This window comes from Pantoea cypripedii (assembly GCF_011395035.1).
GTDB classification, from domain to species: Bacteria; Pseudomonadota; Gammaproteobacteria; order Enterobacterales; family Enterobacteriaceae; genus Pantoea; species Pantoea cypripedii_A.
The window spans coordinates 1,932,315-1,959,185 of the sequence record NZ_CP024768.1 but is presented as its reverse complement, the minus strand read 5'-3'; the positions used below and the strand labels follow the sequence as shown (position 1 = coordinate 1,959,185).

Annotated in this window: 30 protein-coding genes and 1 pseudogene; 8 read left to right on the top strand and 23 right to left on the bottom strand. The window is 54.9% G+C overall.

What is annotated here, in order from left to right; translation table 11 throughout:
* On the bottom strand, positions 1–216 hold a 216-nt coding region (locus CUN67_RS09190; protein WP_208717134.1), incomplete at its 3' end, for a helix-turn-helix domain-containing protein.
* Positions 217–358: 142 nt separating this feature from the next.
* On the bottom strand, positions 359–997 hold the full coding sequence (locus tag CUN67_RS09185) for an RpiB/LacA/LacB family sugar-phosphate isomerase (protein WP_208714977.1): 639 nt from the start codon (positions 995–997) through the stop codon (positions 359–361).
* Between the two features lie 129 nt (positions 998–1,126).
* Between CUN67_RS09185 and CUN67_RS09180 the strand changes: the two genes are divergently transcribed.
* Positions 1,127–1,462 (top strand): cupin domain-containing protein, encoded by a 336-nt coding sequence (locus CUN67_RS09180; RefSeq protein ID WP_208714976.1) that lies wholly within the window; start codon positions 1,127–1,129, stop codon positions 1,460–1,462.
* Between the two features lie 101 nt (positions 1,463–1,563).
* Here CUN67_RS09180 and CUN67_RS09175 read toward each other — a convergent pair whose 3' ends face one another.
* Together CUN67_RS09175 and CUN67_RS09170 are read right to left on the bottom strand one after the other, a co-directional pair.
* Positions 1,564–2,358, bottom strand: a complete 795-nt coding sequence (locus CUN67_RS09175; RefSeq protein ID WP_208714975.1) for an SDR family NAD(P)-dependent oxidoreductase — start codon at positions 2,356–2,358, stop codon at positions 1,564–1,566.
* A gap of 46 nt (positions 2,359–2,404) precedes the next feature.
* Positions 2,405–3,571 (bottom strand): MFS transporter, encoded by a 1,167-nt coding sequence (locus CUN67_RS09170; protein WP_208714974.1) that lies wholly within the window; start codon positions 3,569–3,571, stop codon positions 2,405–2,407.
* Between the two features lie 207 nt (positions 3,572–3,778).
* Here CUN67_RS09170 and CUN67_RS09165 point away from each other — a divergent pair, with 207 nt between their 5' ends.
* Positions 3,779–4,669, top strand: a complete 891-nt coding sequence (locus tag CUN67_RS09165; RefSeq protein WP_208714973.1) for a LysR family transcriptional regulator — start codon at positions 3,779–3,781, stop codon at positions 4,667–4,669.
* 80 nt (positions 4,670–4,749) lie between these two features.
* Positions 4,750–5,613: an NAD(P)-dependent oxidoreductase gene (locus CUN67_RS09160; protein WP_208714972.1), complete on the top strand. Its 864-nt coding sequence runs from the start codon at positions 4,750–4,752 to the stop codon at positions 5,611–5,613.
* Here CUN67_RS09160 and CUN67_RS09155 read toward each other — a convergent pair.
* From CUN67_RS09155 to CUN67_RS09125, 7 genes are read right to left on the bottom strand one after another with little or no spacing between them, the layout of a single operon-like run.
* Positions 5,580–6,158 carry an AAA family ATPase gene (locus CUN67_RS09155; RefSeq protein ID WP_208714971.1) on the bottom strand — a complete coding sequence of 193 codons (579 nt, stop codon included), beginning with the start codon at positions 6,156–6,158 and terminating at the stop codon, positions 5,580–5,582. The genes CUN67_RS09160 and CUN67_RS09155 overlap by 34 nt on opposite strands.
* Positions 6,155–6,592, bottom strand: a complete 438-nt coding sequence (locus CUN67_RS09150; RefSeq protein WP_208714970.1) for a PTS sugar transporter subunit IIA — start codon at positions 6,590–6,592, stop codon at positions 6,155–6,157. The genes CUN67_RS09155 and CUN67_RS09150 overlap by 4 nt, the downstream gene beginning before the upstream one ends.
* Positions 6,593–6,601: 9 nt before the next feature.
* Positions 6,602–6,871 (bottom strand): hypothetical protein, encoded by a 270-nt coding sequence (locus CUN67_RS09145; protein WP_208714969.1) that lies wholly within the window; start codon positions 6,869–6,871, stop codon positions 6,602–6,604.
* Positions 6,872–6,930: 59 nt separating this feature from the next.
* Positions 6,931–7,773 carry a class II fructose-bisphosphate aldolase gene (locus tag CUN67_RS09140; protein ID WP_208714968.1) on the bottom strand — a complete coding sequence of 281 codons (843 nt, stop codon included), beginning with the start codon at positions 7,771–7,773 and terminating at the stop codon, positions 6,931–6,933.
* Positions 7,760–9,127 (bottom strand): PTS sugar transporter subunit IIC, encoded by a 1,368-nt coding sequence (locus tag CUN67_RS09135; protein WP_208714967.1) that lies wholly within the window; start codon positions 9,125–9,127, stop codon positions 7,760–7,762. Before CUN67_RS09135 ends, CUN67_RS09140 begins: the two co-directional genes overlap by 14 nt.
* Positions 9,120–9,434: a PTS sugar transporter subunit IIB gene (locus tag CUN67_RS09130; protein ID WP_084874535.1), complete on the bottom strand. Its 315-nt coding sequence runs from the start codon at positions 9,432–9,434 to the stop codon at positions 9,120–9,122. Before CUN67_RS09130 ends, CUN67_RS09135 begins: the two co-directional genes overlap by 8 nt.
* A 10-nt stretch (positions 9,435–9,444) precedes the next feature.
* Entirely contained in the window at positions 9,445–10,425 is a 981-nt protein-coding gene (locus tag CUN67_RS09125) for a 6-phosphofructokinase (RefSeq protein ID WP_208714966.1), read from the bottom strand.
* A 436-nt stretch (positions 10,426–10,861) separates the two neighbouring features.
* Here CUN67_RS09125 and dld point away from each other — a divergent pair, with 436 nt between their 5' ends.
* On the top strand, positions 10,862–12,559 hold the full coding sequence (gene dld, locus CUN67_RS09120; protein ID WP_208714965.1) for a D-lactate dehydrogenase: 1,698 nt from the start codon (positions 10,862–10,864) through the stop codon (positions 12,557–12,559).
* Between the two features lie 69 nt (positions 12,560–12,628).
* Here dld and CUN67_RS09115 read toward each other — a convergent pair whose 3' ends face one another.
* The 8 genes from CUN67_RS09115 to CUN67_RS09080 all read right to left on the bottom strand — a co-directional run bounded on the left by CUN67_RS09115 (position 12,629) and on the right by CUN67_RS09080 (position 20,050).
* On the bottom strand, positions 12,629–13,213 hold the full coding sequence (locus tag CUN67_RS09115) for a YceI family protein (protein WP_208714964.1): 585 nt from the start codon (positions 13,211–13,213) through the stop codon (positions 12,629–12,631).
* A 136-nt stretch (positions 13,214–13,349) separates the two neighbouring features.
* Positions 13,350–15,656 carry a pyrroloquinoline quinone biosynthesis protein PqqF gene (gene pqqF / locus CUN67_RS09110; protein WP_208717132.1) on the bottom strand — a complete coding sequence of 769 codons (2,307 nt, stop codon included), beginning with the start codon at positions 15,654–15,656 and terminating at the stop codon, positions 13,350–13,352.
* A complete protein-coding gene (gene pqqE, locus CUN67_RS09105; RefSeq protein WP_208714963.1) occupies positions 15,656–16,798 on the bottom strand; it encodes a pyrroloquinoline quinone biosynthesis protein PqqE in 1,143 nt (380 codons plus the stop codon). Before pqqE ends, pqqF begins: the two co-directional genes overlap by 1 nt.
* Positions 16,785–17,063 carry a pyrroloquinoline quinone biosynthesis peptide chaperone PqqD gene (gene pqqD / locus CUN67_RS09100; protein WP_084874521.1) on the bottom strand — a complete coding sequence of 93 codons (279 nt, stop codon included), beginning with the start codon at positions 17,061–17,063 and terminating at the stop codon, positions 16,785–16,787. Before pqqD ends, pqqE begins: the two co-directional genes overlap by 14 nt.
* 5 nt (positions 17,064–17,068) lie before the next feature.
* Positions 17,069–17,824: a pyrroloquinoline-quinone synthase PqqC gene (gene pqqC, locus CUN67_RS09095; protein WP_084874518.1), complete on the bottom strand. Its 756-nt coding sequence runs from the start codon at positions 17,822–17,824 to the stop codon at positions 17,069–17,071.
* A complete protein-coding gene (gene pqqB, locus CUN67_RS09090; protein ID WP_208714962.1) occupies positions 17,821–18,747 on the bottom strand; it encodes a pyrroloquinoline quinone biosynthesis protein PqqB in 927 nt (308 codons plus the stop codon). The genes pqqC and pqqB overlap by 4 nt, the downstream gene beginning before the upstream one ends.
* Positions 18,748–18,802: 55 nt before the next feature.
* The gene (gene pqqA, locus CUN67_RS09085) at positions 18,803–18,874 is read right to left on the bottom strand and encodes a pyrroloquinoline quinone precursor peptide PqqA (RefSeq protein WP_010617686.1); all 72 of its coding nucleotides are present in this window, start codon (positions 18,872–18,874) and stop codon (positions 18,803–18,805) included.
* A 150-nt stretch (positions 18,875–19,024) separates the two neighbouring features.
* Positions 19,025–20,050, bottom strand: a complete 1,026-nt coding sequence (locus CUN67_RS09080) for a dipeptidase (protein ID WP_208714961.1) — start codon at positions 20,048–20,050, stop codon at positions 19,025–19,027.
* A 206-nt stretch (positions 20,051–20,256) separates the two neighbouring features.
* Here CUN67_RS09080 and leuA point away from each other — a divergent pair, with 206 nt between their 5' ends.
* The gene (leuA, locus tag CUN67_RS09075; protein WP_208714960.1) at positions 20,257–21,942 is read left to right on the top strand and encodes a 2-isopropylmalate synthase; all 1,686 of its coding nucleotides are present in this window, start codon (positions 20,257–20,259) and stop codon (positions 21,940–21,942) included.
* On the opposite strand, the gene CUN67_RS09070 is transcribed toward leuA, so the two are convergent.
* The 4 genes from CUN67_RS09070 to CUN67_RS09055 form a co-directional block, all read right to left on the bottom strand.
* Positions 21,893–22,675: an AraC family transcriptional regulator gene (locus CUN67_RS09070; protein WP_208714959.1), complete on the bottom strand. Its 783-nt coding sequence runs from the start codon at positions 22,673–22,675 to the stop codon at positions 21,893–21,895. The two genes, leuA and CUN67_RS09070, sit on opposite strands and share 50 nt — an antisense overlap.
* A gap of 4 nt (positions 22,676–22,679) precedes the next feature.
* Positions 22,680–23,543, bottom strand: a complete 864-nt coding sequence (locus tag CUN67_RS09065) for an NAD(P)-dependent oxidoreductase (RefSeq protein WP_208714958.1) — start codon at positions 23,541–23,543, stop codon at positions 22,680–22,682.
* A 263-nt stretch (positions 23,544–23,806) separates the two neighbouring features.
* Positions 23,807–24,523 carry a hypothetical protein gene (locus CUN67_RS09060; protein ID WP_208714957.1) on the bottom strand — a complete coding sequence of 239 codons (717 nt, stop codon included), beginning with the start codon at positions 24,521–24,523 and terminating at the stop codon, positions 23,807–23,809.
* 13 nt (positions 24,524–24,536) lie between these two features.
* Positions 24,537–24,878 (bottom strand): hypothetical protein, encoded by a 342-nt coding sequence (locus CUN67_RS09055; RefSeq protein WP_208714956.1) that lies wholly within the window; start codon positions 24,876–24,878, stop codon positions 24,537–24,539.
* Between the two features lie 485 nt (positions 24,879–25,363).
* On the opposite strand from CUN67_RS09055, the pseudogene CUN67_RS09050 reads away from it, so the two are divergent.
* The 3 genes and pseudogenes from CUN67_RS09050 to CUN67_RS09040 all read left to right on the top strand — a co-directional run.
* A pseudogene (locus CUN67_RS09050) lies at positions 25,364–25,624 on the top strand (TonB-dependent siderophore receptor); the annotation flags it as partial.
* 155 nt (positions 25,625–25,779) lie between these two features.
* A complete protein-coding gene (pqqA, locus tag CUN67_RS09045; protein ID WP_010617686.1) occupies positions 25,780–25,851 on the top strand; it encodes a pyrroloquinoline quinone precursor peptide PqqA in 72 nt (23 codons plus the stop codon).
* Positions 25,852–26,471: 620 nt separating this feature from the next.
* Positions 26,472–26,720 (top strand): DinI-like family protein, encoded by a 249-nt coding sequence (locus CUN67_RS09040; protein ID WP_208714954.1) that lies wholly within the window; start codon positions 26,472–26,474, stop codon positions 26,718–26,720.
* The last annotated feature ends 151 nt before the right edge of the window (positions 26,721–26,871 follow it).

Sequence of the window (26,871 nt, the reverse complement as noted above, 5' to 3'; positions counted from 1 at the left end):
GATATCCGGAGAGATTTTCTCCGGCTGTGTGAGTCTTGCCCGTGAGGCGTTCTGAAGAGAGGAGAGGTCAGCGGGGTCAAATCGGCTGAGCCACTTATAGCCGGTTTTCCGGCTGATACGGTGCAGACGGCAAAGTTCAGAAACGGAATGAGTGCCTGCAAGGCAGGCACGGATAAATTCAAGGCGTTGCATGATAACAGTCTCAGTCCAGGGCATAGTGAGTCTCCTCTGCTATGCCGTTTATAACTGTTACCCATGTGCCCGGTCTAAAGTGTTACCTATGTGCCCGGTTTGTACCTAAATGCCGACCCTACGTTTGTAGGGTGCGAATTCATTCGCACCAGGAAGGTATCGCGAATCAGGCCACTACCGCGCGCACAAAACGCACGATCTCGTCGTTTTGCCCGTGTTCAAACAGGCAATGCTGGAGACGCGGGCCGCTCAGGGCAGTTTTCACCAGATCCGGGTCAATGGCGCGCAGCGTATCGAGATAATTTTCCTTGTTCACTGCCGCTTTTACCTGGTTCAGCAGCCCGGCGTTACGCACCTGCGGCTCTCTGCGTTCTGGTGGGTAGCCCAGCCCTTTCGTACCGGTAAAGGCTTTTTCAAAGATAAAGCGCAGGTTAAGTTCCGCGCCCCAGCCAAAGCCTTTGGCGAACGGCAGTGACAACGCATTACCGTTGTTGATTTGGGCAAACAAATAGGCGTCAGCCGGGTCGATACAGTAACCGCACACCACGCCAGGATGGATGTTTAGCGACATCAATGCGCCCTGACCGGTACCGCAACCGGCGATAACAAAATCCACCGCGCCGCTGTTCAGCAGCACGCTGGCCATGATACCGAGATGAATGTAGGTAAGATGATGATCCTGCTCGTCGCTCATGCCAACGTTAAACACCTGATGGCCCAGCGGCTGCGCCACGGACTCCAGTTCTTTCAGTACAGTGGCGTTTTTCGCTGCCTGGCTGTTTTCCATCATTAACGCGATTTTCATGATCCATCCTTCATATTAAATTGAAACACCGTTTCATTTTAATCAAAGAGCGTTAAAATGCAGCACTGAAAACCCTTTTTAGTTGTGAGCTCGCTCACACATCAGCAAGACAACACGCGAGGAGCAACCATGTTTATCTACCGTGATGCCACACAGGTTGAAGATTTGGGTAACGGCGTCACTCGCCGGGTACTGGCGCATGGCGGCCGCATGATGGCGGTTGAAGTGAGTTTTGAAACAGAAGCCGTCGGCCCGCTGCATCACCATCCGCACGAGCAACTGACCTATGTGCTTTCTGGCCGGTTTGCTTTCACCATCAATGGTGTCACTAAAGAAGTCAGCGCCGGGGATACGTTGTATAAAGCCCCCGATGTGGTACACGGCTGCGTTTGCCTGGAGGCGGGCACGCTGCTGGATACCTTTACCCCGCAGCGCGAGGATTTTTTGCCCAAATTTGATATGTAAAAGCCGTAGCGGCGCGATTTATCGCGCGGGGTTTGCCAACACGGTGCACAAAATTGCGCGATAAATCGCGCCGCTACATGTCAGTGCAAATGTATGCGGATCTACACAATATCATCCACTACGCCGCCATCGACGCGCAGTGCAGCACCGGAGGTGGCCGATGCCTGGGTCGAGCAGACATACACCACCATATTCGCCACCTCTTCGACGGTGGCGGCACGCTGGATCACCGAGCTCGGACGCTGGCTCATGACAAACTCTTTTGCCAGCGTTTCCAGCGATTTGCCGGTACGCTTCACCTCGGCTTCCATCATGCTGGCAAAGCCATCGGAAATGGTCGGGCCAGGCAATACGCTGTTCACCGTCACCCCGGAACCCGCCACCACTTTTGCCAGTCCGCGCGCCAGCGACAGCTGGGCGGTTTTACTCACGCCGTAATGCACCATATCAGCGGGAATATTGCGTGCCGATTCAGACGAGATGAACACCACGCGGCCCCAGCCTTTTTTCACCATATCCGGCAGCAACGCACGCGACAGACGCACACCGGACATCACGTTGGTTTGCCAGTAATCTTCCCAGGTGTCGTCATCGGTGGCAAAAAAGTCCTGAGGACCATAAATCCCGGCGTTATTCACCAGAATATCGATGGCGGGCAGCCCCTTCAGCAACGTGTCCGCACCCTGCGCACTGCCCAAATCCGCAATCACCGTATGAATTTTGGCCCCGACAACCGCCGCGTTCAGCTTTTCCCGCGCCCGGCTCACCGAGGCTTCACTGCGCCCATTCAGCACCACTTCCGCCCCGCTGGCTGCCAGCCCCTGGGCAATGGCAAATCCAATGCCACCGGTGGATGCGGTGATTAACGCTGTTTTGCCGTGTAGATCGATTTTCATAACATTCTCCATGTTTGACAGGTTACGCGATGAACTGAGATCGAAATCACAAAAGCCTGGTTGATAACGGTCTGGATGCCTTGACGAAACATGCGGTTGTCAACGTCAGCAGCAGTAACAGCGCGGGTGTAAACCCTGCCACGCCGAATCCCTGAAGCAACAATCCCCCCACCACGCCACCCCCCGCAATCGCCAGATTCCATACGGTCACCAGCATCGATTGCGCCACATCGGTAGCCTCCCCGGCATGGCCTACCATTGCGGTCTGAAAAAGTGTCGCGGCGCCGCCAAACGCCAGGCCCCACAGCACCATCGCCAGCCACACCACCGGTGAACGCGCCGCACCAAACTGCAACAGCAGCGCCGCACAGATAAACAGCAGAATGCTGAGTAATGTCAGCTGATGCAGATAGCGGTCAATCAGCATACCGGTGATCACAATGCTTACCAGTGAGCAGAGGCCAAATAGCAGCAGTACGCTGTCAGTGCGTGCCGCCAGCCCGGCAGGCTGAAGAAAGGGTGAGATATAGGTATAAAGCAGGTTATGCGCCAGCACAAAACCCAACACCAGCAGCAATACGCCGCGCACGCCCGGCAACCGCAATACCTGATGCAGCGACAGACGTTGTCTGCCCGGCTGAGCCGCGAGATCGGGAGCGGTCAGGCGCAGGATAACCATCAACAGCAGCGATAGCCCCGCCAGCCCGGCAAAACAGACGCGCCAGCCCAGCAGATTGCCCGCATACGTCCCGAGCGGCACGCCGAGGGATAACGCCAGCGGCGTGCCTGCCATCGCCACTGCAATCGCTTTACCCTTGTTATGTGCGGCGACCATAGACGCGGCATACCCCGCCAGCAGCGCCCATAAAACACCGGCGGCCATACCCGCCACACCCCGAGCCACCAGCATCAGCCCATATAAGGGTGACCAGGCGGTCACCATATTCGCCAGCGCAAAACCCGCAAGGGCCAGCAGCAGCAACCGCCTGCGGCGCATCCCCTGCAACAAAACCATCACCGGTATGGCGGCCAGCAGCGACCCGATGGCGTAGACGGTCACGCTTTGCCCGGCAGCGGCGGCAGAAACCCGCAGGTCAAGCGACATCGGCGTCAGCAACCCTGCGGGGAGCGCCTCCGTTACGATGGCGATAAACGCCGTCAGGCTGAGAGCCACCAGCGGAACAAACGGTAATCTTTCGCGTGTTTTATGCATTACGCCTCCGCCAGCTCGTGATCAACCGACTGACCATACCCACCCCCACTGAGGGGAATGCCTGGCGGATGACTTCTTCAACCAAACTTTGCATGCTGTTATCTCTCCAGAAATCGACAGACTCACAGTAAGCGCTTCCTGATTGCGGAAAAAGATGGGTATATTTCACTTCTCTGCGGAAATATATGTCAGCAATCGTGAGAACACATGGACAGTCTTAATGGTTTTATGGTGTTTGTGCAGGTAGCAGAAACCCGCAGCTTTGTGGCGGCAGGTCGTTATCTGGGCGTGTCAGCGTCGGCCGTGGGGAAAAGTATCGCCCGGCTGGAGGATAAACTGGGGGTGCGGCTGTTTCATCGCAGTACCCGCAGCATCACCCTGACCGCCGAAGGTGCGCTGTTTTTGCAACGCAGCCGCCGTATTCTGGCGGAGATTGAGGCAGCAGAACAGGAACTGAGCCAGGCCGCACAACGTCCCAGCGGTCGGCTGCGTCTGAGCCTGCCGATGGTCAGCGCCCTGCTCCTGCCGGTGCTGGGGGATTTTATGCACCAGTATCCAGAGATTCAGCTGGATATGGACTTCACCGACCGGCTGGTCGATGTCATTGCCGAAGGCTACGACGCCGTGCTGCGGGTCGGTCCACCCGCCGATTCGCGTCTCTCGGCACGTAAATTAGGGCATTCCCGTTCGGTGGTGATCGCATCGCCCGATTACCTCGCACGCCACGGCGAGCCGCAGACCCCGGCCGATCTGGCCCAACATGCCTGCCTGCATTACCGTTTTCTCAACAGCGGCAAACTGGAGCGCTGGGTGATGCGGGATAATGCAGCGGAAAACGAGTTTATTCAGCCTGCGGCAATGATTTGCAACAACATTGAGACGCGTGTCTGCTTTGCCCTGCGTGGGCTGGGCCTGGCATGGTTGCCAGACTTCGCGGTCCGTGAGGCGCTTGCGCAGGGATTGCTGCGTGAGGTGTTATCCGACTATGCCTGCCACACCGGGGTGTTCCATTTGCTGTGGCCCGCCAGTAAACACCCGTCGCCAAAAGTACGCGCTCTGATTGATTTCCTCACTCCGCGCCTGTTCCCTGCGGAATAAACATATCTGGTTGCATTTCCTGATAGCCGAATGGCTGGCGCGCGTCTCATACTGGAAACACCTTTCCAGGAGATCACCTCATGAAAACCCTTGCCTTTGCCGCACCGGGTGCGATGGGCGCGGCGGTTGCGGCGGTGCTGACTCAGCACGGTGCGCGCGTCATCAGCCCGTTAAGCCAGCGTTCTGCCGAGTCCCAACAGCGTGCGCGTGCCGCACAGATCACCGATGCCAGTGAAGCCGCGCTGTGCGAGGCGGATATTATTTTTTCCATCCTGCCGCCGGAATCCGCCCTCAGCTGGGCGCAGCAGATGGCACCCCATTTAGCCGCCGCCCCACGTAAACCGTTGTACGTCGATTGCAACGCCATCAGCCCGGAGACGTTGCGCCAGGTGGCAACGGTGATTGAGGCCACCGGCACGCCTTTTGTTGATGGGGCCATCATTGGTCTGCCGCCGGGGGAGAATAATCCCGCCGGACCGCGCTTCTGGTTTTCCGGTCCCCATGCCAGCCAGCTGGCAGCCCTGAGCGAGCTGGGTCTGCGGGTGCGTATCATGGCAGCAGAAAACGGTGCCGCATCGGCGCTGAAGATGTCTTACGCTGGCATCAATAAAGGCATCACCCTGCTCACGTCGGCGATGCTGATTAATGCCAGCCGGGTTGGTGCGGCCGATGCGTTGCGTGAAGAGATGGCAGAGAGCCAGGCTTTCATGCTGAAAAGAATGGAAAAAGCCGCCCCGGATATGCTGCCAAAAGCCTGGCGCTGGGCGGCTGAAATGGATGAGATCGCGACCCTTAACCAGGGTGAACTGGCTACCGATCGCCTCTATCAGGCACTGGGGGATATTTGTCGCCAGCTGGCGGCGGACCGCAAAGGCGATCAGCAACTCAGCACCCTGCTGGCAACCTTTTTTCACCCGGATACCGATAGCGAACGCGCGGGCTGACGCTGCAACTGACGCTGCAACCATGCCTGCGCGGCAGCCTCGTCTGGCGCACGGGCATCCAGCTGCAACACCGGACCCAGCGCCATCGGCTGCGCCCGCTCAGCCAGTTGTCGCAACTCGGGCAAATATTCTGCCCCCGGATGGCCCGGCATACGCTGCTCCAGACGTGCCTGATAACGCGCCACCACCTCATCAGGGGTGATCGCCATCCATAGCTCCAGCACCCGCGTCACCCCGGCGTTTTGCAATCCCTCCTCCAGCACCGCTTTTGGCTGAAAACCAAACCAGGCATCGATCAGGTAAACGCAGCTGGCAGGTGCCTGAGCGACAATCTTCCAGATCGCCTGATATGCCGCACACCCAAGCTGACGATTACGCAGGCGATCCACTGGCGCAAAGCTGGCCATAAACGGTTCCTTCAGGCTATCCAGCGTCAGTATCGGTAAAGCAAAACGCTGCGCCAGGCCTCGCGCCAGGGTGCTTTTGCCGGAAGCCGGAATGCCATTGACCAGCACCACGCATTTTTCTTCAGTGAGCGTTCTCATAGGATGTCGATGACCTCCGCGGCACTGACGGCCTTACGCAACCGCACCAGGGTCTCTTCGTCTTCAAGCATCGTGACAATGGCGCGAATCCCCTCCTCGATATGCGCGTTGCTGTCGCGCGCCCCGAACATGATGACAATATCGGCCTTGTCACTCCCGGCAAAGGATATCGGTTCCTCCAGCACCAGCAGGCTGAAACAATCCTTCAGCACGCCGGTTTCCGGTCGCGCGTGGGGGATGGCAATGCCCTCTTCGAACACGTAATAGGCGCCATGCGTCAGGGTGTTGGCGATCACCGCCTCCGGGTAGGAAGCTTTGACATAGCCCCCGCTGACCAGTGGCCGTGCAGCCAGCGTAATCACCTCGCGCCAGTCGCGGGCGTCAATGCCCACCTGAATAGCATTCGCCTCCTGCAACAGTTGTTTGATGCTCATGCTTCCTCCTTATATCGACTTGCGAATGGTATTACGCAGTTCATCGATTTTGACGAACAACGAATCAATCTCCTGACGGAAACGACGGCTTTTGGCAAATAAACTTAATGCCCGATTATATTCCAGCATTAATTGTTTTTGCGTTTCACCTGCGCGCGGATTATTTGCCAGTTCCTGCTCCAGCGTGGTTATTTTCTCACTGATGCTTTCAGCCTGACGATCTATTTCCTGCTCGTCCGCCCCTTTATTCTCAGGGGCCTTTTTCCTGAATCCAAACATAGCGTCTCCTGCCCCGAATGGCGCCAGGGCACCTCAGGTTAATACGTCATGAAAGATGCTCAGCGGAACAACTGAATTTTTTCTACCAATACGTCAGTAACGGCATCGTTAGCGGGCACCAGAAAATTGCGCACGCTGTCGTTTACTTTGCCCTTTTCGAATGTCTGTTTACAGCGCGCCACCCATTGCACGTTCATTTCTGTGCCGACGTTCACTTTTTCAATGCCGCTGCGCACCGCCAGACGCATATCCTCATCACTGACGCCGGTACCCCCATGCAGCACCAGCGGCGTATGTGTCGCTTCAGTGATATCTGCCAGCCGCTGATGCTGGATGTGCGCTTTACCGGTGTAGAGGCCGTGTACCGTGCCGATGGAGATGGCCAACATATCCACCCCGGTTTCATCCACAAAGCGTTTGGCATCGTCCACCGTGGTGAACGAAGTTTCGTTCATTTCCACTGATTTACCATCCTCTGAGCCGCCAATCGCCCCCAGTTCCGCTTCGACCGACACATGTAACGGGCGCGCCATATCGATCACTTTACGCGTGTTGGAGATATTCTCTTCGATCGACAGATGCGAGCCGTCATACATAACCGAACTGAACCCGGCATCCAGCGCTGTCTGGATCGCATCCAGGTCAGAACAGTGATCGAGATGCAGGCAGGTGGGCACATTTTTACTTTCTGCCAGTGAGCGAATCGCATCGACCAGTAATTTATGTCCGAGATATTTCGCCGTGCCGGTGGAGATTTGAATCATTAATGGGCTGTTGGTTTTTTCTGCCGCTTTAAAATAAGCCGGTAACATTTCCAGACAGTGCAAATTAAAGGATCCGAGCGCTTTAAATTCACGTTGCTTAGCCACCTGTAACAGATCGGTAAAGTTATAAAGTTTCATGAATATTTTCCTCGTGAGGTTTCGTAGATTTTCCGTTAACAAACCAGGCGATCAGGGTAATAAAGACAATAAACAGGGCGACGAACAGCCAGTTATTCTGGAATGCATGACCGAGCACCAGGCCGGTACTGATGACATCCGAGTCGCTGAAGGTCACGCCAGTGAAGCCGTAGCTTTCCAGCATCGGTACCAGAATCGCGGGCAGCAGCGTAATAAACAGGCCGTGGACAAAACCGCCGATCATCGCACCGCGACGGCCGCCGAGTGCGTTACCAAACACCCCGGCCGTGCCACCGGCAAAGAAGTTGGTAAGCAAACCGGGCAAAATCATCGCCAGACCGAACATCGGGAACACCAGCATGCCGACGACTGAACCGAGGGTGGTGGCAAGGAAGCCGACAATCACCGCGTTTGGTGCATAAGGGAACATCACCGGGCAATCGAGCGCCGGTTTGGCATCCGGCACGATACGCATCGCGATACCGCGAAATGCCGGGACCAGCTCATTCAGCAACAGGCGCACGCCGCTATACAACACAAACACCCCGGCTACGAACTGAATCGATTGCATAAAGGCATACATCAGGTAATTCATGCCGTTGCTGTACTGGGCGATAAAGGCCGGACCTGCTGCCACCGCCGGGATCAGGTACATCGGCACCATCACCACCGCCATCGACAAATAGGTGTCCTGGAGAAATTTGAAGTTGTCCGGCAGCTTCAGGTCTTCGGTAGAACGCGAGCCTTTGCCGACCACTTTAGCCACCGCCGCCGTCACCAGGTAGCCAATGGTGCAGAAGTGGCCGAGGGCAACATCATCCGAATCGGTAATGCGACGCACCACCGGTTGTGCCAGCGCGGGCATCACCACTGCCATCACGCCACCAAAAATGCCGCCGGTAAGGATCAGAGGTAAGCCTGTCAGCCCCGCTTTGTAGCCGATCACCGCACCGATGGTCGCCATCCACAGCAGCGCCTGCCCGGTAAGGAAGATGTATTTGAACGGTGTCAGGCGGGCAATGATGATGTTGACGATAAAGATCACCAACAGCGTCAGCGCCACTTCTGAACCCAGCTCGCGGTTCGCTAACCCGGCAATCGCAGCAACGTCAGTGATATAACCCTGCATGCCAAAGCCGTGGGTAAAAATGGTATTGAGGAAGGTCAGCGTGCCAACAATAATGTTGATACCGGCCATCATAATTAAGAAACCGAGCAGCGTTTTAAAGGTGCCTTCCACCACCTTCCCTGCTGATTTTTTTTGTAGTAACAAACCGACCAGGGCAATAAAGGCAATCAGAATCGATGCCTGCCCGAGCAGGTCTTTTACCAGGAAGTTGATCACACTATTCATGGTTAGCAACCTTCATGTTGTGCTCTTTCATAAATGCCACGATTTTTTGCTCAATTTCCGCTTTATCCGTTAACCGGTTGAGAATAATCACCCGTTTCATCTGTTCCGGGCTGGCATCGGCATTTAATACATCGGCAAATGCCTTTTGGGTTAAAATGATGTCGGATTTAAATGCATTGGCTTCAGAAATGGTGGTGTGATCAATATCCGCCTCGATTTCCAGCTTCTTTAATACCGCTTTGGCGCTCATTTCGATGGCGAAACTGGATCCCAGACCACATCCGCATACACATAATATTTTCAGCATGGCTATCTCCTCACAGAATATGCAGTTGTTTAGCGAGTTTGTAATGATGCCCTTCGGTGTCGACCAAGCGTTTTTTCATGCTTATTAAATCAATGGGTATCGGTTTATTGCTGCCATTAATAATGACTGCTTTATTGCGCATTCCCGACTGAATACAACGCGCGACTTCGCTGGCCATAATGGTGCCCTGGTAAATTTCTTCACAGGTGGGGTCACCGTTGCGCAGGCCATAACCGATGATGGTTTTACGGATACGCACGCCAATCATCGGTTCCAGTTGTTTAATTAAGGTATCAATCGCGCCCTGAAATCCCGGTGAGTACTCGCGGGTGTAGGCTTCAGAGCACAGGATCACCACGCTATTCTGTCCTGCCAGGCGCTGCACGATACGCTGCGCCAGCTCCTGTAACGGGATCTGGCACTCCGGGATCAGGGCAAGATCCGCATTCGCTTTGATCGCCGATTGCAGCGTTAATTCACCGCAGTAGCCCCCCAGCAGTTCCACCATAAATACCCGGCCCGGTAAACCGCGACCGGTATTACGTAGTTTCGTGACTTCTTTTAACACCTGTTCGCAGGCGGTAGAAAAACCAATGGTGTAGTCACTGCCAAACACGTCATTATCAATCGTCATGCCAACGCCAAAACAATTCACGCCAAATTCACTTAGCGTATGCAGAAATTGCAGGGAGCCATCACCACCGGCCATAATCAGCACATCGATGCGCAGTGCTTTAAGCTGTTTGGCAATGGCTTCATATTCTGGTCTGATTAACTTTCTCGTCGGCCTGCCTGATTGCATCACCGGAATCGCCGCAATAGCGTAATCCACCAAATCACGCAGGGAAATTTCCTGATGTTTATTTTCCAGCAATCCCGGAATACCCCCGTTAAATAACACCATCTCCGCCTGCGTTAAGCGGGAAATCTGAAAAATAAAATTATTTATGCCGGTAACATCACCACCACTGATCACCATGCCAATTCTCATTGTCCCCACTCCTTACGCTGTGCTTCTGCGATTCATTCTTCCGATGAAGAGGGTTTCTATTTGCAATGGAGATCACACTTTCATCACGAATTTATTTAGCGAGATCCTTGACAAGGAGGTTAGCATGGCAATTTTTGTGACTTTAATCACATGCAAAATTATTCCATCAGGAAGTAATTATTATATTTTTCATGTGGTTATATTTATTTCACCTGTCAAATCATCCAGCGCTATTTAGCCCCTGGTTCGCCCTTTTTCTTTAAAGCTATTTTGTGATACCTCGCGCATTTTTATCGGTACGTTGCAGTTTTTCCGTGGCAGATAAAGGGATAATGCTTCAGTGCGTTATTTTCACGTCAGTACCGATCAATCATTGACATTGCGCGGTCAGCACCTGTCCAATATCCCGGCAGACACATGACACAGAAGAGAAAACATGACATCCCCGCAGGAAATGTTGCGTCAACTGAGTGACGTGGTAGGTGAAAAACAGCTGTTAACCCATTCTGATGATAAAGCCTGGTACACCAAAGGATTCCGCGTTGGACGCGGCGAGGCGCTGGCCGTGGTACTGCCCCAGACATTGCCACAACTGTGGCAAATACTTCAGGTATGCGTGGCGCATGACGCCATTATCCTGATGCAGGCCTCGAATACCGGCGTGACCGGTGGCTCGACACCGGATGGCAACGATTATGATCGTGAAGTGGTGATTGTCAGTACGCGCCAGCTGAAAGGTGTGCAGGTGATCGACGAGGCGCGGCAGGTCATTGCCTTCCCCGGTACCACCCTGACGGAACTGGAGCAGACCCTGCAACCGCTGGGACGCGAACCGCACTCGGTGATTGGTTCTTCATGCATTGGTGCGTCCGTGGTCGGCGGCATCTGCAACAACTCCGGTGGCTCGCTGATTCGTCGCGGTCCGGCGTTTACCGAGAAATCGTTATTTGCCCGTATCCATGACGATGGCCGACTGGAGATGGTCAATCATCTCGGTATCGACCTCGGTGCCACGCCGGAAGCCATGCTGGATAATCTGACCCGCCAGCAGTATCAGACCGGTGAGCAGCCGGACTGGCAAGGCAAAATCTGGGCGGAGGATTACGCCGAGCGTCTGCGTGACGTCACCGCCGACAGCCCTTCCCGCTTTAACGGTGACATCCGTTATCTGCATGACAGCTCCGGTAGCGCAGGCAAAGTGGTGGTGTTTGCCGTCCGTCTCCCCACTTTTGCAGCCAGTGCAGGCAGCGACACGTTCTATATCGGCACCAATGATGAAGCGGTGCTGGTCGCTCTGCGCCGCTATCTGCTGACACAGATGAGCGAATTGCCGGTGCAGGCGGAATATATCCATCGCAACGCTTTTGATCTCACCGTGCGCTACGCCAAACATATGTACCTGGCGATCCGCAAGCTCGGCCCACAGGCACTCCCGCGTCTGATGGCGAATAAAGCCAAATGGGATGTGCGCGTCAGCCATCTGAAATTCCTGCCACGCAATTTTGTTGATCGGGTGCTGCAATTCTTCAACCAGATCACGCCGCGCTTCGTCGCACCGCGCATCATGGATTACCGCAGCGAGTATGAACATCATCTGATGATTAAGGTGGAATCTGCGCAAACCGCTGAATTGCAGACATTGCTGGAGACGTTTTTTGCCAGCCACAGCGGCGGCTTTTTCCACTGTGATGCACGCGAAGCGGCGGATGCCTTTCTGGTGCGTTTTGGTGTGGGCGGCTGCACCATCTCCTATTGCGATGCCCTCGGTTATAACCCGAATGAGCGTCTGGTGGCGTTCGATGTGGCACTGCGTCGCAACGACGATGCATGGCGCTTAACCCTGCCGGACCACCTGGCTGAGCAGGTACAGGTAGACTCCTGCTGCGGGCATTTCTTTTGCTACGTCAATCATCAGGATTATGTGCTGAAGGCGGGAGTGGATGCGAAGGCGTTTAAAGAAGCGGTGAAGGTCTATCTGGAGCAGCGCGGGGCGAAGTATCCGGCAGAACATAACGTCGGCCATTTGTATCACGCATCCTGCGAACATGTGGACCACTGGAAACAGCTCGACCCTACCAACAGTTGTAATCCGGGGATCGGCAAAACCAGTAAGAAGAAGTTCTGGGCGGAATAAACAAAAAGGAGCGCATTAATGCGCTCCTTACGATTTGTGTAGGGTCGGCATTAATGCCGACCGGGTCAATTATTTCGCATATGCTTCAGTCGAAATGGTCAGCGTGACATCGTCGCTGACTGCCGGAACGTATTTATCCAGCTTGAAGTCAGAACGCTTGATGGTGCCGGTGGCATCAAAACCAATCGCCTGTTTTTTCACCATCGGATGCTCGCCCTGCTGATTCAGCGTAGCATGCAGCGTGACCGGTTTGGTGATGCCTTTCAGGGTCAGATTCCCTTCCACATCGAACTTGTTGTCGCCCTTCGCCACCACCTTGGTGCTGTGGAATACCGCTGAAGGATATTTCGCAGTATCGAAATACTCTTTGCCGAGAAACTCTTTGGTCAGCGCCGGAACGTGACTATCGATCTGGCTGACTGGCAGCGTAACGTCAACGCGTGACTGCTCCGGATGGTCTTTATCAAACACCAGGGTACCTTTGCTGTTCGGGATATCCGCCGTCGGATGTGAGAAGCCGAAGTGGGTCCAGGTCACAATCACCGATGTGTGTTCCGGGTTCAGATCGTAATGCATCGCCGCAGCCTGTGACAGCGGTGCATACAGAGTGGCAGCGGCCAGCAGGGGCAGCGCAAAGCGGGTAACGTTTTTCACCAGTTGTTCCTCTTGGTTCTGAATAGTCCGAAGAGTGTCCGGGATTATGCGACGCGGGAACAGTGAAGAGTTTTGGACGAAATTTTCAAAAAAATTCAGCAATATCAATATGAAACAATCCCATTCAGGGACAGTTTCATGGCTGGCTTATCGCAAATAAAATTCGCCAGCGCCGACGCTGTTGCAGCAGACGCTGATGCAATTGCTGTAATTGCGTCAGCGTAAGCCGGTGGATTGCCATGGCCGTCAGCTCGGGTAAACCCTGCTGCTGACGCAACCCGGCAAGCGCAGCATCAGCGTTGTTGTTCACGGCACATTGCTGCAACAGCGTCTGCTGCAAAGCCTCCAGTGGCGCAGCGGAGATATCCAGCGTGCGCAGAAAGCGTTTGCAGTGGCCCAGCAGCACGCGCCAGGGAATGTCGGGCGACTGCAACGCCAGCAGAATGCCATCGATATCAGCGACACGCTGATAACGCGCCGTCACCACATAACCGATTTGTTGTTCCACGCGTAACTGCTGAAAAAAGCGGGGTTCATAGATCAGCGCCAGCGCGCGTAATGCCGCCAGGGTGTCATCATCCGCCTCGCCCAGCGGGATAAACAGCAGCAACGCCTGATCGCTGCCTGCGCACGGGATAGCCGTCACGCCGCGGTTTAACAGCGGTGCGGTAGTCATTGCCGCTCCTGGCAACTCACTCAGCGCTCGCGCCGCCCCATCCCGCAACGCCGCGTTATGGCCGCACCAGGCCGCCTGCCAGCGCGGGGAGGATGGTGGATTGACCAACTGCTGCGGTAACGCCGACAGCAGCTGGCGAATAGCGATGCCTGCCGCAGCCACGACGGGGTGAGGTTCAGTGGGCGCGCTGAGCGCCTGTACCACCTGAGCCACCGCCGTCAGCGCGGCATCACTATCACCGGGAAGATGCAGCACCAACTGCCAGCTGCCCTGCATCGCTTGCCAGCTGCCACGTCCGCCCGCATGGCGCAACGCAGCCAGCACCGGACGGAGCAGACGCTGACGCGCCTCAGCCTCCTCATCACTGAAGGGCTGATAAAACGCCGGACGCAGCAACAGAGTTTCCAGCGGCTGAACCGGGTCCACATTCAGCAACGGAAAGACACCGTCAGGCAGCGCACGAGAAACCTGCACCTCTGCCTGCGGATAAAACCAGAACGGTAAACTTTCCTGGTGCTGACTGGCTTCCGCAGGCCAGTCGGCAATCGATAAGTTAAATCCCTGGGTAACCTGTGCCGTCGCGGCTAACTGGCATTGAGTCAGCAACGCCAGCGGCGTCGCCTGTTGCAGCAGGTTAAGGACGCGGGAAAAGTCAGCAGGGGCACCCGGCGCGAAACTGAGCGCATGACCACGCAGTTGTTCCAGCGGCGACAATTGGCTGAAGTCCTCCTGCGCCAGCTGTTGATAATGCTGGCGTTGCGCCGGGCTGCTTTGTGCCAGGGCGCGCAGATGCTGGCTAAAGTGTTGCTGGATACACTGCGCCTGCTGCGGTGTGAGCGTATGAGCGGTGAACTTTAGCGCCAGCCAGCTGTGCTGCGTATCGCGCCACAGCCACTGAACGCTGAGATCTTCACACAGTCCCGCAGCACGCAGCTGTGCCAGCAGACTGCCAGGCGCATCGTCCAGCCAGAAACGGCGTAACTGGCTGACGTCATCGCGCAGTACTTCCATCTCACCCGACAATAACAGGGTCAGCCAGAAGGTTTCGCTGCCAGGCAACTGCAGCAGACGCTGGCGCACCGCTGCCGGTTGTGGTGCTACCGGCGACTGCTGCAACACGCCGGGTAACAGCTGCTGACCATAGCGTTCCGCCAACGCCGCCAGTTCATCCAGCGTTTGCGGCCCCTGTAACCACAGCTCCATATTTCCCGCGACATAGAACTGCTGAAGGAAGGCGCAAAGTGCCTGACGCAGATTTGTGACATTGTCACCAAAAGCCGCCAGACTCCCGACGCGAAAACGCTGAAACTCACGGGGGGCAGCCAGCAAATCCAGCAATGCTGCCTCGCTCAGGGTTTCCGCATGGCGCTGCAATAAACGATATTCGGCGTCAATCACCGCACTTTCCTGCGCAATCGCCTCGGGCGTCAGTAACGGTGCCGCCAGCATCGCGACCAGCCGCGCCACCCCCGCCTCCAGCTCGCTGACCGGCACCTGAAAGAAAAAGGCGCTGTGGCTGAGTTGCGTGGTGGCATTGACCTGACCGCCCTGTTGCTGCACCCAGGGCATCAGGCGTTGATCAGCTGCCCAGCCCTCACTGCCACAAAACAGCAAATGTTCCAGCAGATGCGCCAGCCCTGGCCAGCGGTCCGGTTCCTGTAAACTGCCCGCCTCCACGCGCAGCAGCGCAGCAGCTGCGCGTGCATCAGGCTGATGATGTAAATGACAGCGCAGGCCGTTCGTCAGCCGCAGGCTGCGCGTAGTCATCACAGAATGCGCTGCTTGTAGATCAGCTGCGAATTGGTGCGGTTGCGGAATTGCAGCTGGGCAATTTTGATATCGCTACAGCTGGCTTCGCGCCGGGCTTCGAGGATTTTGTCGTGATGCGGCGATTTGCTGCACACCGGGTCAGCGTTGTCGGCATTGCCGGTCAGCATATAGGCCTGGCAACGGCAACCACCGAAGTCCTTCTCTTTCTCGTCACAGGAACGGCACGGCTCTGGCATCCAGTCATAACCCCGGTAGCGGTTAAAACCAAACGAGTTATACCAGATATCATCCAGGCTGCGTTCCAGCACGGACGGGAATTCCACCGGTAGCTGACGCGCGCTGTGGCATGGCAGTGCTGTGCCTTCCGGTGTGACGCTCAGGAAGATCGATCCCCAGCCACCCATGCAGCCTTTCGGACGTTCTTCGTAATAATCCGGCGTGACAAACAGCAGATTGGTGAGATTACCGCTGGCCTCCATACGCTGGCGATATTGCGCCACGATGGCTTCGGCGCGCGCAATTTGTTCACGCGTCGGCAGTAACCCCTGGCGATTGATGTGCGCCCAGCCGTAAAACTGGCAGGTTGCCAGTTCCACGTCATCCGCTTCCAGCTCGATACATAAATCGATAATTTTATCGATTTGGTCGATGTTGTGGCGATGCAGCACGAAGTTCAACACCATCGGATAGCCGTGCGCTTTTACCGCTTTTGCCATCTCCAGCTTCTGCTGGAAGGCTTTTTTCGAGCCAGCCAGCGCGGCGTTCAGCGTTTCATCGCTGGCCTGGAAGCTGATCTGGATATGATCGAGACCGGCGTCCGCAAAGGCATCGAGCTTGTTCTGCGTCAGACCAATGCCTGAGGTGATCAGGTTGGTGTAGAAACCGAGATCCCGCGCGGCCTTAATCAACTCCGGCAAGTCTTTACGCGTCAGGGGTTCGCCACCGGAAAAACCGAGCTGCACGCTGCCCATGGCGCGTGCCTGGCGGAACACCTCAATCCACTGTTCAGTGGTCAGCTCTTTTTCCTGCTGGGCAAAATCGAGCGGATTCGAGCAGTACGGGCACTGCAACGGGCAGCGATAGGTTAGCTCGGCCAGCAGCCACAGCGGCGGCGTAATGCCTGGTTTATTCGGGTTCACGACACTGGATCCATTTTTGTTCAACGGCTGACTGCAAAAACGCTTTCACGTCTTCATCCACGCCGCCAGCCTCCGGGAAGCGTGCGTTCAGCGTGGCAATAATGGCGGCGACATCCTGTTTGCCCGTTACCAGCTCCAGAATAGCGGTGGCGGTTTCATTCAGTTTCGCCATCCCTTCCGGATAGAGCACCACATGGCTCTCCTGCGCGGGTTCCCATTGCAGGCGATAGCCGCGTCGGAAAGCAGGGATCAGGTTATCTTTCATGTTTGTTATACCAGTCTGGTGGTGTGCCAGGCCGCCTTGTCGGTGACCGTATGATAAGGCGGACGCTGCAACGCATAGGCCATGGTCATGGCATCGAGCATGGTCCACAGAATATCGAGTTTAAATTGCAGAATCTCCAGCATCCGATTCTGTTGCTCTGCGCTGGTAAAAATCTCCAGCGCCAGCGCCAGACCGTGCTCCACATCGCGATTCGCCTGGCTCAGGCGGCTGCGGAAGTAGAAATAACCTTCCTCTTTAATCCACGGATAATGCTGTGGCCAGCTGTCGAGACGCGACTGGTGGATCTGCGGTGCAAACAGCTCGGTCAGTGAGCTACAGGCCGCTTCCTGCCAGTTGGCACGACGGGCAAAGTTGACGTAGGCATCCACCGCGAAACGCACGCCAGGCAGCACATGCTGCTCGGACAACAATTCTTCACGCGTCAACCCTACCGCTTCACCCAGTTGCAGCCAGGCTTCAATGCCGCCTTCATGACCATTGCTGCCGTCATGATCGAGGATACGCTGCACCCATTTACGGCGCGTCGCCGGGTCCGGGCAGTTCGCCATGATCGCCGCATCTTTCAGCGGGATATTGGTCTGGTAATAAAAACGGTTCGCCACCCAGCCTTTGATCTGCTCCGGCGTCGCTTCGCCGTTGTGCATGGCGATATGGTACGGGTGATGAATATGATAATAGGCACCTTTGGCGCGCAGTGCCTGTTCAAAGGCGGCTGGCGTCAGGGCTTCAGTAATGATCACGATGAAGACTCCTGCAGATGAATCGCCATTCCATCCCAGCTCACTTCAATGCCCTGCTGCGTCAGGAACTGGCGCTGCGGTGACTGCTCGTTGAGGATCGGATTGGTGTTGTTAATATGAATCAAAATTTTGCGTTTGGCCGGTAACGACGCCAGCAGCGCCATCATGCCCTGGGCGGAGGAAAGCGCTAAATGGCCCATGGCTTTGCCGGTATTTTTACCGACGCCAGTGGTCAGCAGCTCGTCATCCTGCCAGACGGTACCGTCAATCAGCAGGCAATCGGCCTTTTGCAGCCACGGCATAATCACCGCATCCGGTTCACCAAGGCCCGGCGCATACAGCAGCGTCTGACTATTGGCGTGGTTAGTAATAAACAACGCCACGTTATGGCCCGGCAGCGGACGATCGCGGAATGGCGAATACGGCGGCGCATTGCTCAGGATCGGGATGGCGGTAAATTCAAGATTGCGGCAGACATCAACGCGGAAAGGTTCCAGCGGTGTCAGCGCATGATGCTGCAAACCACCGTTCCAGTGCTGCAGCATGGTAAAAATCGGGAAGCCGCTGGTGAGATCGGCGTGCACTTCAGGGGTACACCACACCTGATGCGGGCAACCTTCACGCAGGCTGAGTAAGCCGGTGGTATGGTCGATCTGGCTGTCGGTAAGAATGATGCTGCCAATCGCCGTGCCGCGCAGGACGCCCTTTTTATTCAGTTCTGGCGTGTGGGCGATCTGCTGGCTGATATCGGGGGAGGCGTTACACAGCACCCAATCTTCACCGTTATCGCTGACAATAATCGATGACTGGGTGCGTGCCTGCGCCTGGATCGTGCCATTACGCAGGCCGCTGCAATTGGCGCAGTTACAGTTCCACTGCGGAAAACCACCGCCCGCCGCTGAACCGAGAACTTTAATAAACATGAGAAATGACCGGAGAAGGAAAACAAAATGCCCGCGCAGGTGGCGGGCAGAAGTCTTAGCGGTTGGAGATGTACAGAGTCACTTCCAGGCCCAGACGCAGGTCAACAAATTCAGGTTTTTTCCACATAATATTCTTCCTCTAAGTCTCTTAACGCAGAGCGAACTCTGCATGGAATGCTTGCGCCAGGATCTGTGATCCCGATCGCAATACACAACGCGGGCTGATGTTGCGCCAATGTGACGAACAGATCAACCCCGATTAGGTAAGGGAATTGTGTTATTCCCCCCAAATCTGTTTCAGCACCCGCTGCCAGTTGCCCCAGGTAATTTGCTCAAGTCCAGCCTGATCATAGCCATTTTCGCGCAACAAGGCGCAAAGCTGTGGCAACCCGGAAACATCTTTCAACGCCTCTGGCGCGCTGATGCCGTCGAAGTCGGAGCCAAAGGCCACGTGATCGCTGCCCATTATCGCGATTAAATGATCAACATGTTTAACAATTTCGATCAGTGGCGTGTCATTGTCGCGTTTGCCATCGGCACGCAGAAAGGCGTTACCAAAATTTACTCCCACCACGCCGCCACTGTCGCGGATAGCGCGCAACTGATCATCAGTGAGATTGCGCGGCTGCGGACACAGCGCATGGGCATTGGAATGCGTCGCCACCAGTGGTGCAGAGGATAAGCGCGCGGTGTCCCAGAAAGAGTTAGCGTTCATATGGGAGACATCAATCAGCATGCGCTGCTGATTAGCGGCGGCAATCAGGGCTTCGCCCTCTGCGGTTAAACCGGGGCCGCTGTCCGGTGAGCCGGGGAAGTTACCGGTGACTCCCACCCCAAAGCGATTGGGCAGATTCCAGAACGGCCCGATGCTGCGCACGCCAGCCTGATAAAACGCGGCCAGCGCGTCACCGTCGCCATCAAAGCCATCGGCTCCTTCGATATGCGCCACCATCGCCAGCACCCCGTCCGCCCGGCAGGCGGCGATATCGGCGCTGGTCAGACATAAGCGGGCGCGACCCTGCGATTCAGCCACCAACGTTTTGAGGATCGCCAGCTGCTGCCAGAGAATCTCCAGCGGCGACCAGCGTTCCTGCGCCCGCTGGGGCGCAACCTGCTCGATATAGCGTTGCGGCGGAACAAACAGCGCAAACAGGCCACCGGCAAAACTGCCCTGCTGCATGCGCGGGAAGTCGAGGTGGCCGTTTTCTATGCCGGAGAAAAAAGCCTGAGCTGGCGCATCACGGTGATGCAGCCACAGATTAAGCAGCAGGTCGTTATGACCATCGAAAATTGAAAGAGACATAGCCTGATAACAGCGGAGTAACATAAGGCTATGCTACGCGTCTGCCGCGCTTTCGCCAAATCGCGGCGCACAAAGGGTGCAGGAATAAATCCCTGAGCGAATCTGCACGGGTACTTGTCAGTTTTGCACGGGTGGTTGTCAGCAATGGGCGAGCCGGAGCGGTATGACTTCAGCGAGACTGGCAGCAGACCATAAGGAGAACCCCCATGCTTACCCAGCCCGCTGAAAAATATCGTCCTTATCCGGTGATTGACCTGCCGGAACGCCAATGGCCATCACGCCAGCTGACCCAGGCACCGCGCTGGCTTTCCACTGACCTGCGCGACGGCAATCAGGCCCTGGCTACGCCGATGGACAGCGCACGCAAACTGGAGTTCTGGCAACTGCTGGTACGTTGCGGATTTAAAGAGATTGAGGTGGCCTTTCCTGCCGCCTCGCAAACTGACTTCGACTTTGTGCGCCTGCTGATTGAGCAGCGCCATATTCCCGATGACGTGGCGATTCAGGTGCTGACCCAGGCGCGCGCCGATCTGATCGACCGCACGTTTGCCGCACTGCGCGGCGCACCGCGCGCCATTGTCCATCTTTACAACGCCACCGCCCCGCTGTTCCGTGAGCGCGTGTTTCGCCAAAGCAAAGCAGAAATTATCGAACTGGCCTGCGCCGCAGCACGTCAGATACGCGCCCGCTGCGAGAGCCAGCCTGACACCGCATGGACATTCCAGTACTCACCGGAAACCTTTTGCTTTACCGAACCTGAATTCGCGCTGGAGATATGTGAAGCGGTGGCAGCCATCTGGCAGCCTGGCGCGCAGCGACCGATGATCATCAACCTGCCCGCTACCGTTGAGGTCAACACGCCGAATGTCTATGCCGACCAGATTGAGTATTTCTGCCGCCACTTCAGCCAACGCGCGCAGGTCAGCATCAGCGTGCATCCGCACAACGATCGCGGTACCGGTATCGCCTGTGCCGAACTGGCTTTACTGGCCGGAGCCGATCGGGTTGAAGGTTGCCTGTTCGGTAACGGTGAACGCACCGGTAACGTGGACATCGTCACACTGGCGCTGAATCTCTATACCCAGGGGGTGGCTCCACAGCTTGATTTCAGCGATATCCAGCAGGTGCTGGAAGTGGTGACGCGCTGCAACCAGCTGCCGGTGCATCCGCGCCATCCTTATGCCGGTGAACTGGTATTCACCGCCTTTTCCGGCTCGCATCAGGATGCGATTCGCAAAGGGTTTGCCGAGCGGGCTGAACGCAAAGAGACAATCTGGCAGATGCCGTATCTGCCGCTCGATCCGGCGGATATCGGTTGCAGCTATGAAGCGGTGATCCGCGTTAACAGCCAGTCTGGCAAAGGCGGTGCCGCCTGGCTGCTGGAGCAGAACCACGGCCTGCAATTGCCGCGCGGCCTGCAACAGGATTTCAGCCGTATCGTGCAGCAGCAGACCGATGCGCATGGTCAGGAGATGACCCACCACGCGTTGTGGCAACTGTTTTGTGAACATTACGGCCTGACCCAACCGACGCGGCGATTGCTGGAAGCGGAAAGCCATAGCGATGAGAAAGGGGAAACGCGCCTGAAAGCCCGGCTGCAGCAAGGGGCGCAGCAGGTCAGTCTGGAAGGCAAAGGCAACGGGTTGTTGTCCGCAGCGGTCACCGCATTACGCCAGCGGTATGGCCTGACGCTGAGTATCGAGGATTATCATGAGCATACGCTGGGCAAACGCAGTGACAGTCGCTCCGTCACCTACCTCAGTTGTGTGAACAGCCGTGGTGAGCGCGCCTGGGGGGTGGGTATCGACAATGACGTGGCACGCGCCTCGTTGCAGGCGCTGCTTAACGCCGCCCACGCTTTTCTGCCGCAGGAAAGTAGTTCGCTGGCGTAACCCCGAGCAAACGGCGAAACATCGCGCTGAAGGCGTCCGGGCTGTCATAGCCGAGGTCCAGCGCCACCGCCAGCACCGTGTCGCCCTGCGCCAGTCGGGTTAAAGCGACACTGATGCGCACCCGTCGCACCCAGTCGCTGAACTGCAAACCGGTTTCGCGACTAAAGTGGCGTGCCAGGGTGCGCTCGGCCACGCACAGTTCTGCCGCGGCCCGTGCCAGCGTCCAGTTTTCACCGGGCTGCTGCTGGATCTGCTGGCACAACGCCAGCAGACGGGCGCTTTCCGGCCAGGGGAAACCGAACGGCAGCACATCCATTACGCGAATTTCATCCAGAATCAGTTCGTAGATCCGCTCGGCGCGGCTACCCGCCGAGTAACTTTCAGGCAAGGCAATCGCACTGACTATCAGCTCACGCAGCAACGGGGAGATCTGCACTACCTGGCAACTGGCAGGCAGATCGGCGCGCGCCAGCGGATCAACAAACAGGGTGCGCGCCGCCACCTGACCCACAATCTGCAACGCATGCCGCGTACCCGCGGGCAACCAGACACCGCGACTGGGCGGCACAATCCAGTTGCCGTGCTGAGTCTCCACCTTAACCACGCCGCTCAGGGTGTGAATCAACTGGGCGCAGTCATGGTTATGCCACGGCTCGGCATCGCCGTGGGCATAATCATGGGCATAGGGCACCAGCGGACGACTGGTGAAATCGAAGCTCAGTACCGCCGTCATCGCATTACGGCTTCAGGAACTGATAAACCGCGGCCAGGTCCTGTTCGCCAAAACCGGCGTCCACCGCCTGCTGCCAGACATCCACGATGTTCTCCAGCGCGGGCAGTTTTGCGTCACCGGCGGCATCCAGCGCCAGACGCGCATCTTTCAACGCCCAGACCAGATGCATTTGCGGTGTGAAATCACCACTGGCGATCATGCCGAGTTTCATTTTGGCGTAAGGCGCAGCCAGAGGACCGCCGTCCAGCACTTTCCACAGGTCGTCGGTGCTGAAACCAAACTGCTCCGCCAGACGGGTACTTTCCGCCAGGCTCTGCATCAGACCAATCAGCCAGCTGTTAACCACCAGTTTCATGCGTGAGCTGGCCCCGGCTGCGCCGAGCCATTGGGTGCCCTTGCTAATCGCCGCAAACACCTGTTCTGCCGCCTGGGCTTTGCTCTGGTCACCACTCGCCATCACCAGAATCTGCGCATTTTCCGCCGGGGCTTTAGTACCCGAAACCGGTGCATCGATAAACACCACATCCGGGCGCGCCTCTGCCAGTTGGGCAATCAGCGCATCGGTCGCTTCCACCCCAATAGTGCCCATCTGGCACAGCGTGGCACCCTGATTCAACGCGTGCTGCGCTTCACTGATGACCTGGAGCGTGGTCTCACCGTCGGACAGCATGGCGATCACGACGTCCGCCCCGTCCACCGCCTGTACAGCGCTGTCACTCAGGAGCAGCCCGGCAGACACTAAATCTTCGCCACGGGCGCGTGTGCGGTTCCAGCCCTGCACCACAAAGTCTTTCTTCAACAGGTTAGCGGCAAATGCATGGCCCATTGCGCCCAGTCCCAATACCGCTACCACAGGTTGCTGACTCATCTTCACTCCCTTCTATGATTTCGGACAAAAGCGCTAGCCTGACAGGAATTCGGCTACACAGCCAGGCCAGAGGTGCGGTGAAAAAACATTTTTAAACCTGAGCGTTGGCAATATGCCGTCATACTGTAGAAATCTCATTTTATGGTTATGGGCATAAAAAAAACCGCATAGCGGGTCAATAGTTATTAACTATTCATATGCCTCTTAACTTATTCAAACAATTGCGGGGAGCAGAGAAAAAACACCGAGTGATGAGTTTATTATCAATGGAGTGCATCTTTATTAAGCACATTAACTATATGATGACAGGAATCTGGATTAAATGAGCGCCCCCACTCTACGATTTGTTGTGCGGTGAGAGTCTGGCAACTCCAGGGAATCAATCCCCCACTACCCTTTCCCTCTTTGGCAAGGACATCAACAAAAGCATTCAGGCGCATATCATAAATTCTGACTTCGCCAATGCTTAAGATACTGCTCGCCCATAACGATCCGCCTGAGATACTTTGTGTATTATCACAAACAATATATTCATGCTTCATCGTCAATGTCTTGTATATATTTCTTGCCAGGCCAGCTGCCCGGTAATCTTCGTCAATGACAACACTTTTTATCTGTTTTGCTGAAAGCACGAAGCCATTATCCTGTAGCAACATATCCTTATAAGCAACCCGACCTATCTTTTTGGTACGTCGTTCATCTTCCATATTCAGAGACAACAGATTTTGAACGATATCATCGTGCCGCATTCCCTGATCATCAAGGTCCGTACCGAAGTCGAGATAAAAATCAGGTTCAGAGCAACCTATGGAATAAATATCCAGGTAGTAATGATATACCCCACCATTTAAAACGTACTCATCAACCCGGAAAAGACCGCCTTCACGAGTAAAAAGAAAAGACGTTTCCAGATGTTTTTTTACGCCATCTAACTCGATGTTAATATCTTTATTGTAGTTACCAATCAGGTCTGGGGGCATATCTGTGAACCTATTAGTGAATATTATTATTCCAATTTTTCTTCATAAAGATTGTAATTACTGTCTCTATCATGTCCAGAAGATGAGCGTCCGCCAGTTGCGGATACTGTTCGGAAGGCTTCACGACATAACGGAGTTTGTTCGTTGATGAAGTGGCAATTTCAGCGAACGGAATAACCTCACCATCTGCCTGAGTATCATTCAGCGTAACGATAAAAAGCTGACGCTGAGGAGACTGACGCTCACTTAAACGAAGAACAGTGAACTCATTTGAAGTTTCAGAATCGACAAATGAGTCAACGTACTGCGTGCGATTTTTAATCGTTTGCACAGAGCGTCGCGCTAAAGTTGTCATCCAAACCTCCCGATCACGGCTCAAGGGGTAAAAATAAAAAGTCAAAAAAACCACCCATACAGTGAAGACACAAGGTGGAATGGTATGAAGTGTCACCAATCTGGTAACTGAGCATACAACAACTCTTTGCATCCCTGCAAAGCTTTAGTGCGCAATCCGGATGGTTGTGAAAGTCTGATAGTACAATGATTTACAAAGATAATTTACAGCTTTCCAGCATTGTAAATCATCGCAAAAATGCACCATTGCGTGTTGATTGAATTGCGCTGTAATGGGGCTCCAACCTTTAGTACAACCCAATCTGACTTAAAGTACCGACGATTGTGGCCAGGCCAGAGGTGCGGTGAAAAAACATTTTTAAACCTGACCTTTGGCAATATCACGTCATACTATTAACGCTTTTCAAACAAGCGAAAAAACCTTTAACATATGCGCCATAATGTTCCACCCGGTACATTTCACTTCTTTTGTTACGGTCTTTCATAATGAAAATAGCTTTACTGCGTCAGGGGCTGTGGCTGGCGCTGCCTGCGGTGTTCCCCTTACCGTTACTGGCGGCGGATGATGCCAGCAATACCATGGTGGTCAGCGCCACTCCCACCGGTGCTGGTTTGTCTGAACTGGATACGCCAGCAGCGGTCAGCGTCGTTTCTGGCGAGGATATGCGCCATGCAGCACCGCGCGTTAACCTGTCGGAAAATCTTTATGGGGTGCCTGGTCTGCAAATTCAGAACCGCCAGAATTATGTGTAGAGACGGCAAAGCAATGACCTAATGCGATTTAATCATATGTTTTATAAGGATTAAATCTTATTGGGCACATTCCCTTTGTACTCAATTATGTACTCAATCTAACATTAGGTGGATTGGGGTGTATCTAACTTGTCAGGAAGGTATTAATTATGTGGAAGAAGCCAGAATTTGTTGATCTTCGCCTCGGTCTGGAAGTGACTCTGTACATTTCTAACCGTTAATGCAAATGCCCGCGATTCTGCGGGCATTAATTCGCAAAGTCATGCCCTAGCCGATGAGAATGCAAAATCTTCTTAAAATAGGTTGCAGAGCGATTTATGATTTTTATCAAATTGCCGACCCTATCCCGCCCCACCTCACTCCCAAGTAATGAATCATCATGGTTAAGCTTTTAATTGTGACCTTTTCTGAGAATGTTCGCCGCATCCCTCGCTACAGCTTTTGTCGGCAATTGCTTAGATGACGCAGCTATACGCTCAAGCTCATACAAAATATTGCTCTTGTTTATCGGCATACCTTTTGCCGTCAGTTCGATTACAGCTGCCCCTATGGCGCATCCAATCATTCCTGCTCTGTCCGATCTCATTTCATTCATCGTAGTAATTTGAAGGATTTGTTTGACTTAAGGTTAACAGTAGTTCGAAAACAGAAAGTTTCAAATGCAGTTAACATTTTGAACTTACAGTTATTTTTTCATATTGCACATCAGGTTACGAATGGAGAACTTATGACTTTCACTTGCGCTTATTGAACTGTATGAATTCACAGTATATAAAATAACTGTTCATGCAACCAGTATCCATCTTGATAGTGGATATCGATACAGTTACCCGGGGGAAATATGATAGTCGAAGTGATGGTGGCTAAAGAGAAAGCAGGGAAAATGCCGAAGGGTGCAATGGAGGCGCTTAGGGAGGAACTCACTAAACGCCTGAGTCGCAGTTATGATGATGTGAGCGTGGTGGTTAAGACCGCCAGTAATGACGGGCTGTCACTTTTGCGGGCGAAAGATAAGGAAGGCGACAGAGAAATAGTCTCAAAGGTGCTACAGGATGCCTGGGAATCGGCAGACGATTGGTTTCACGGGTGATTAATTCAAACCGTTAAGCTGTTGCCGCTACGCTCGCATAATCAGCATCTCAAGTTAAACTTAACATTGTTCATGATACACCTTTCGCCCGGGCAAACTTATCCCACTGCCCGGGTTTCTTTTCGGACTATACCTAACAAAAATCAATCAA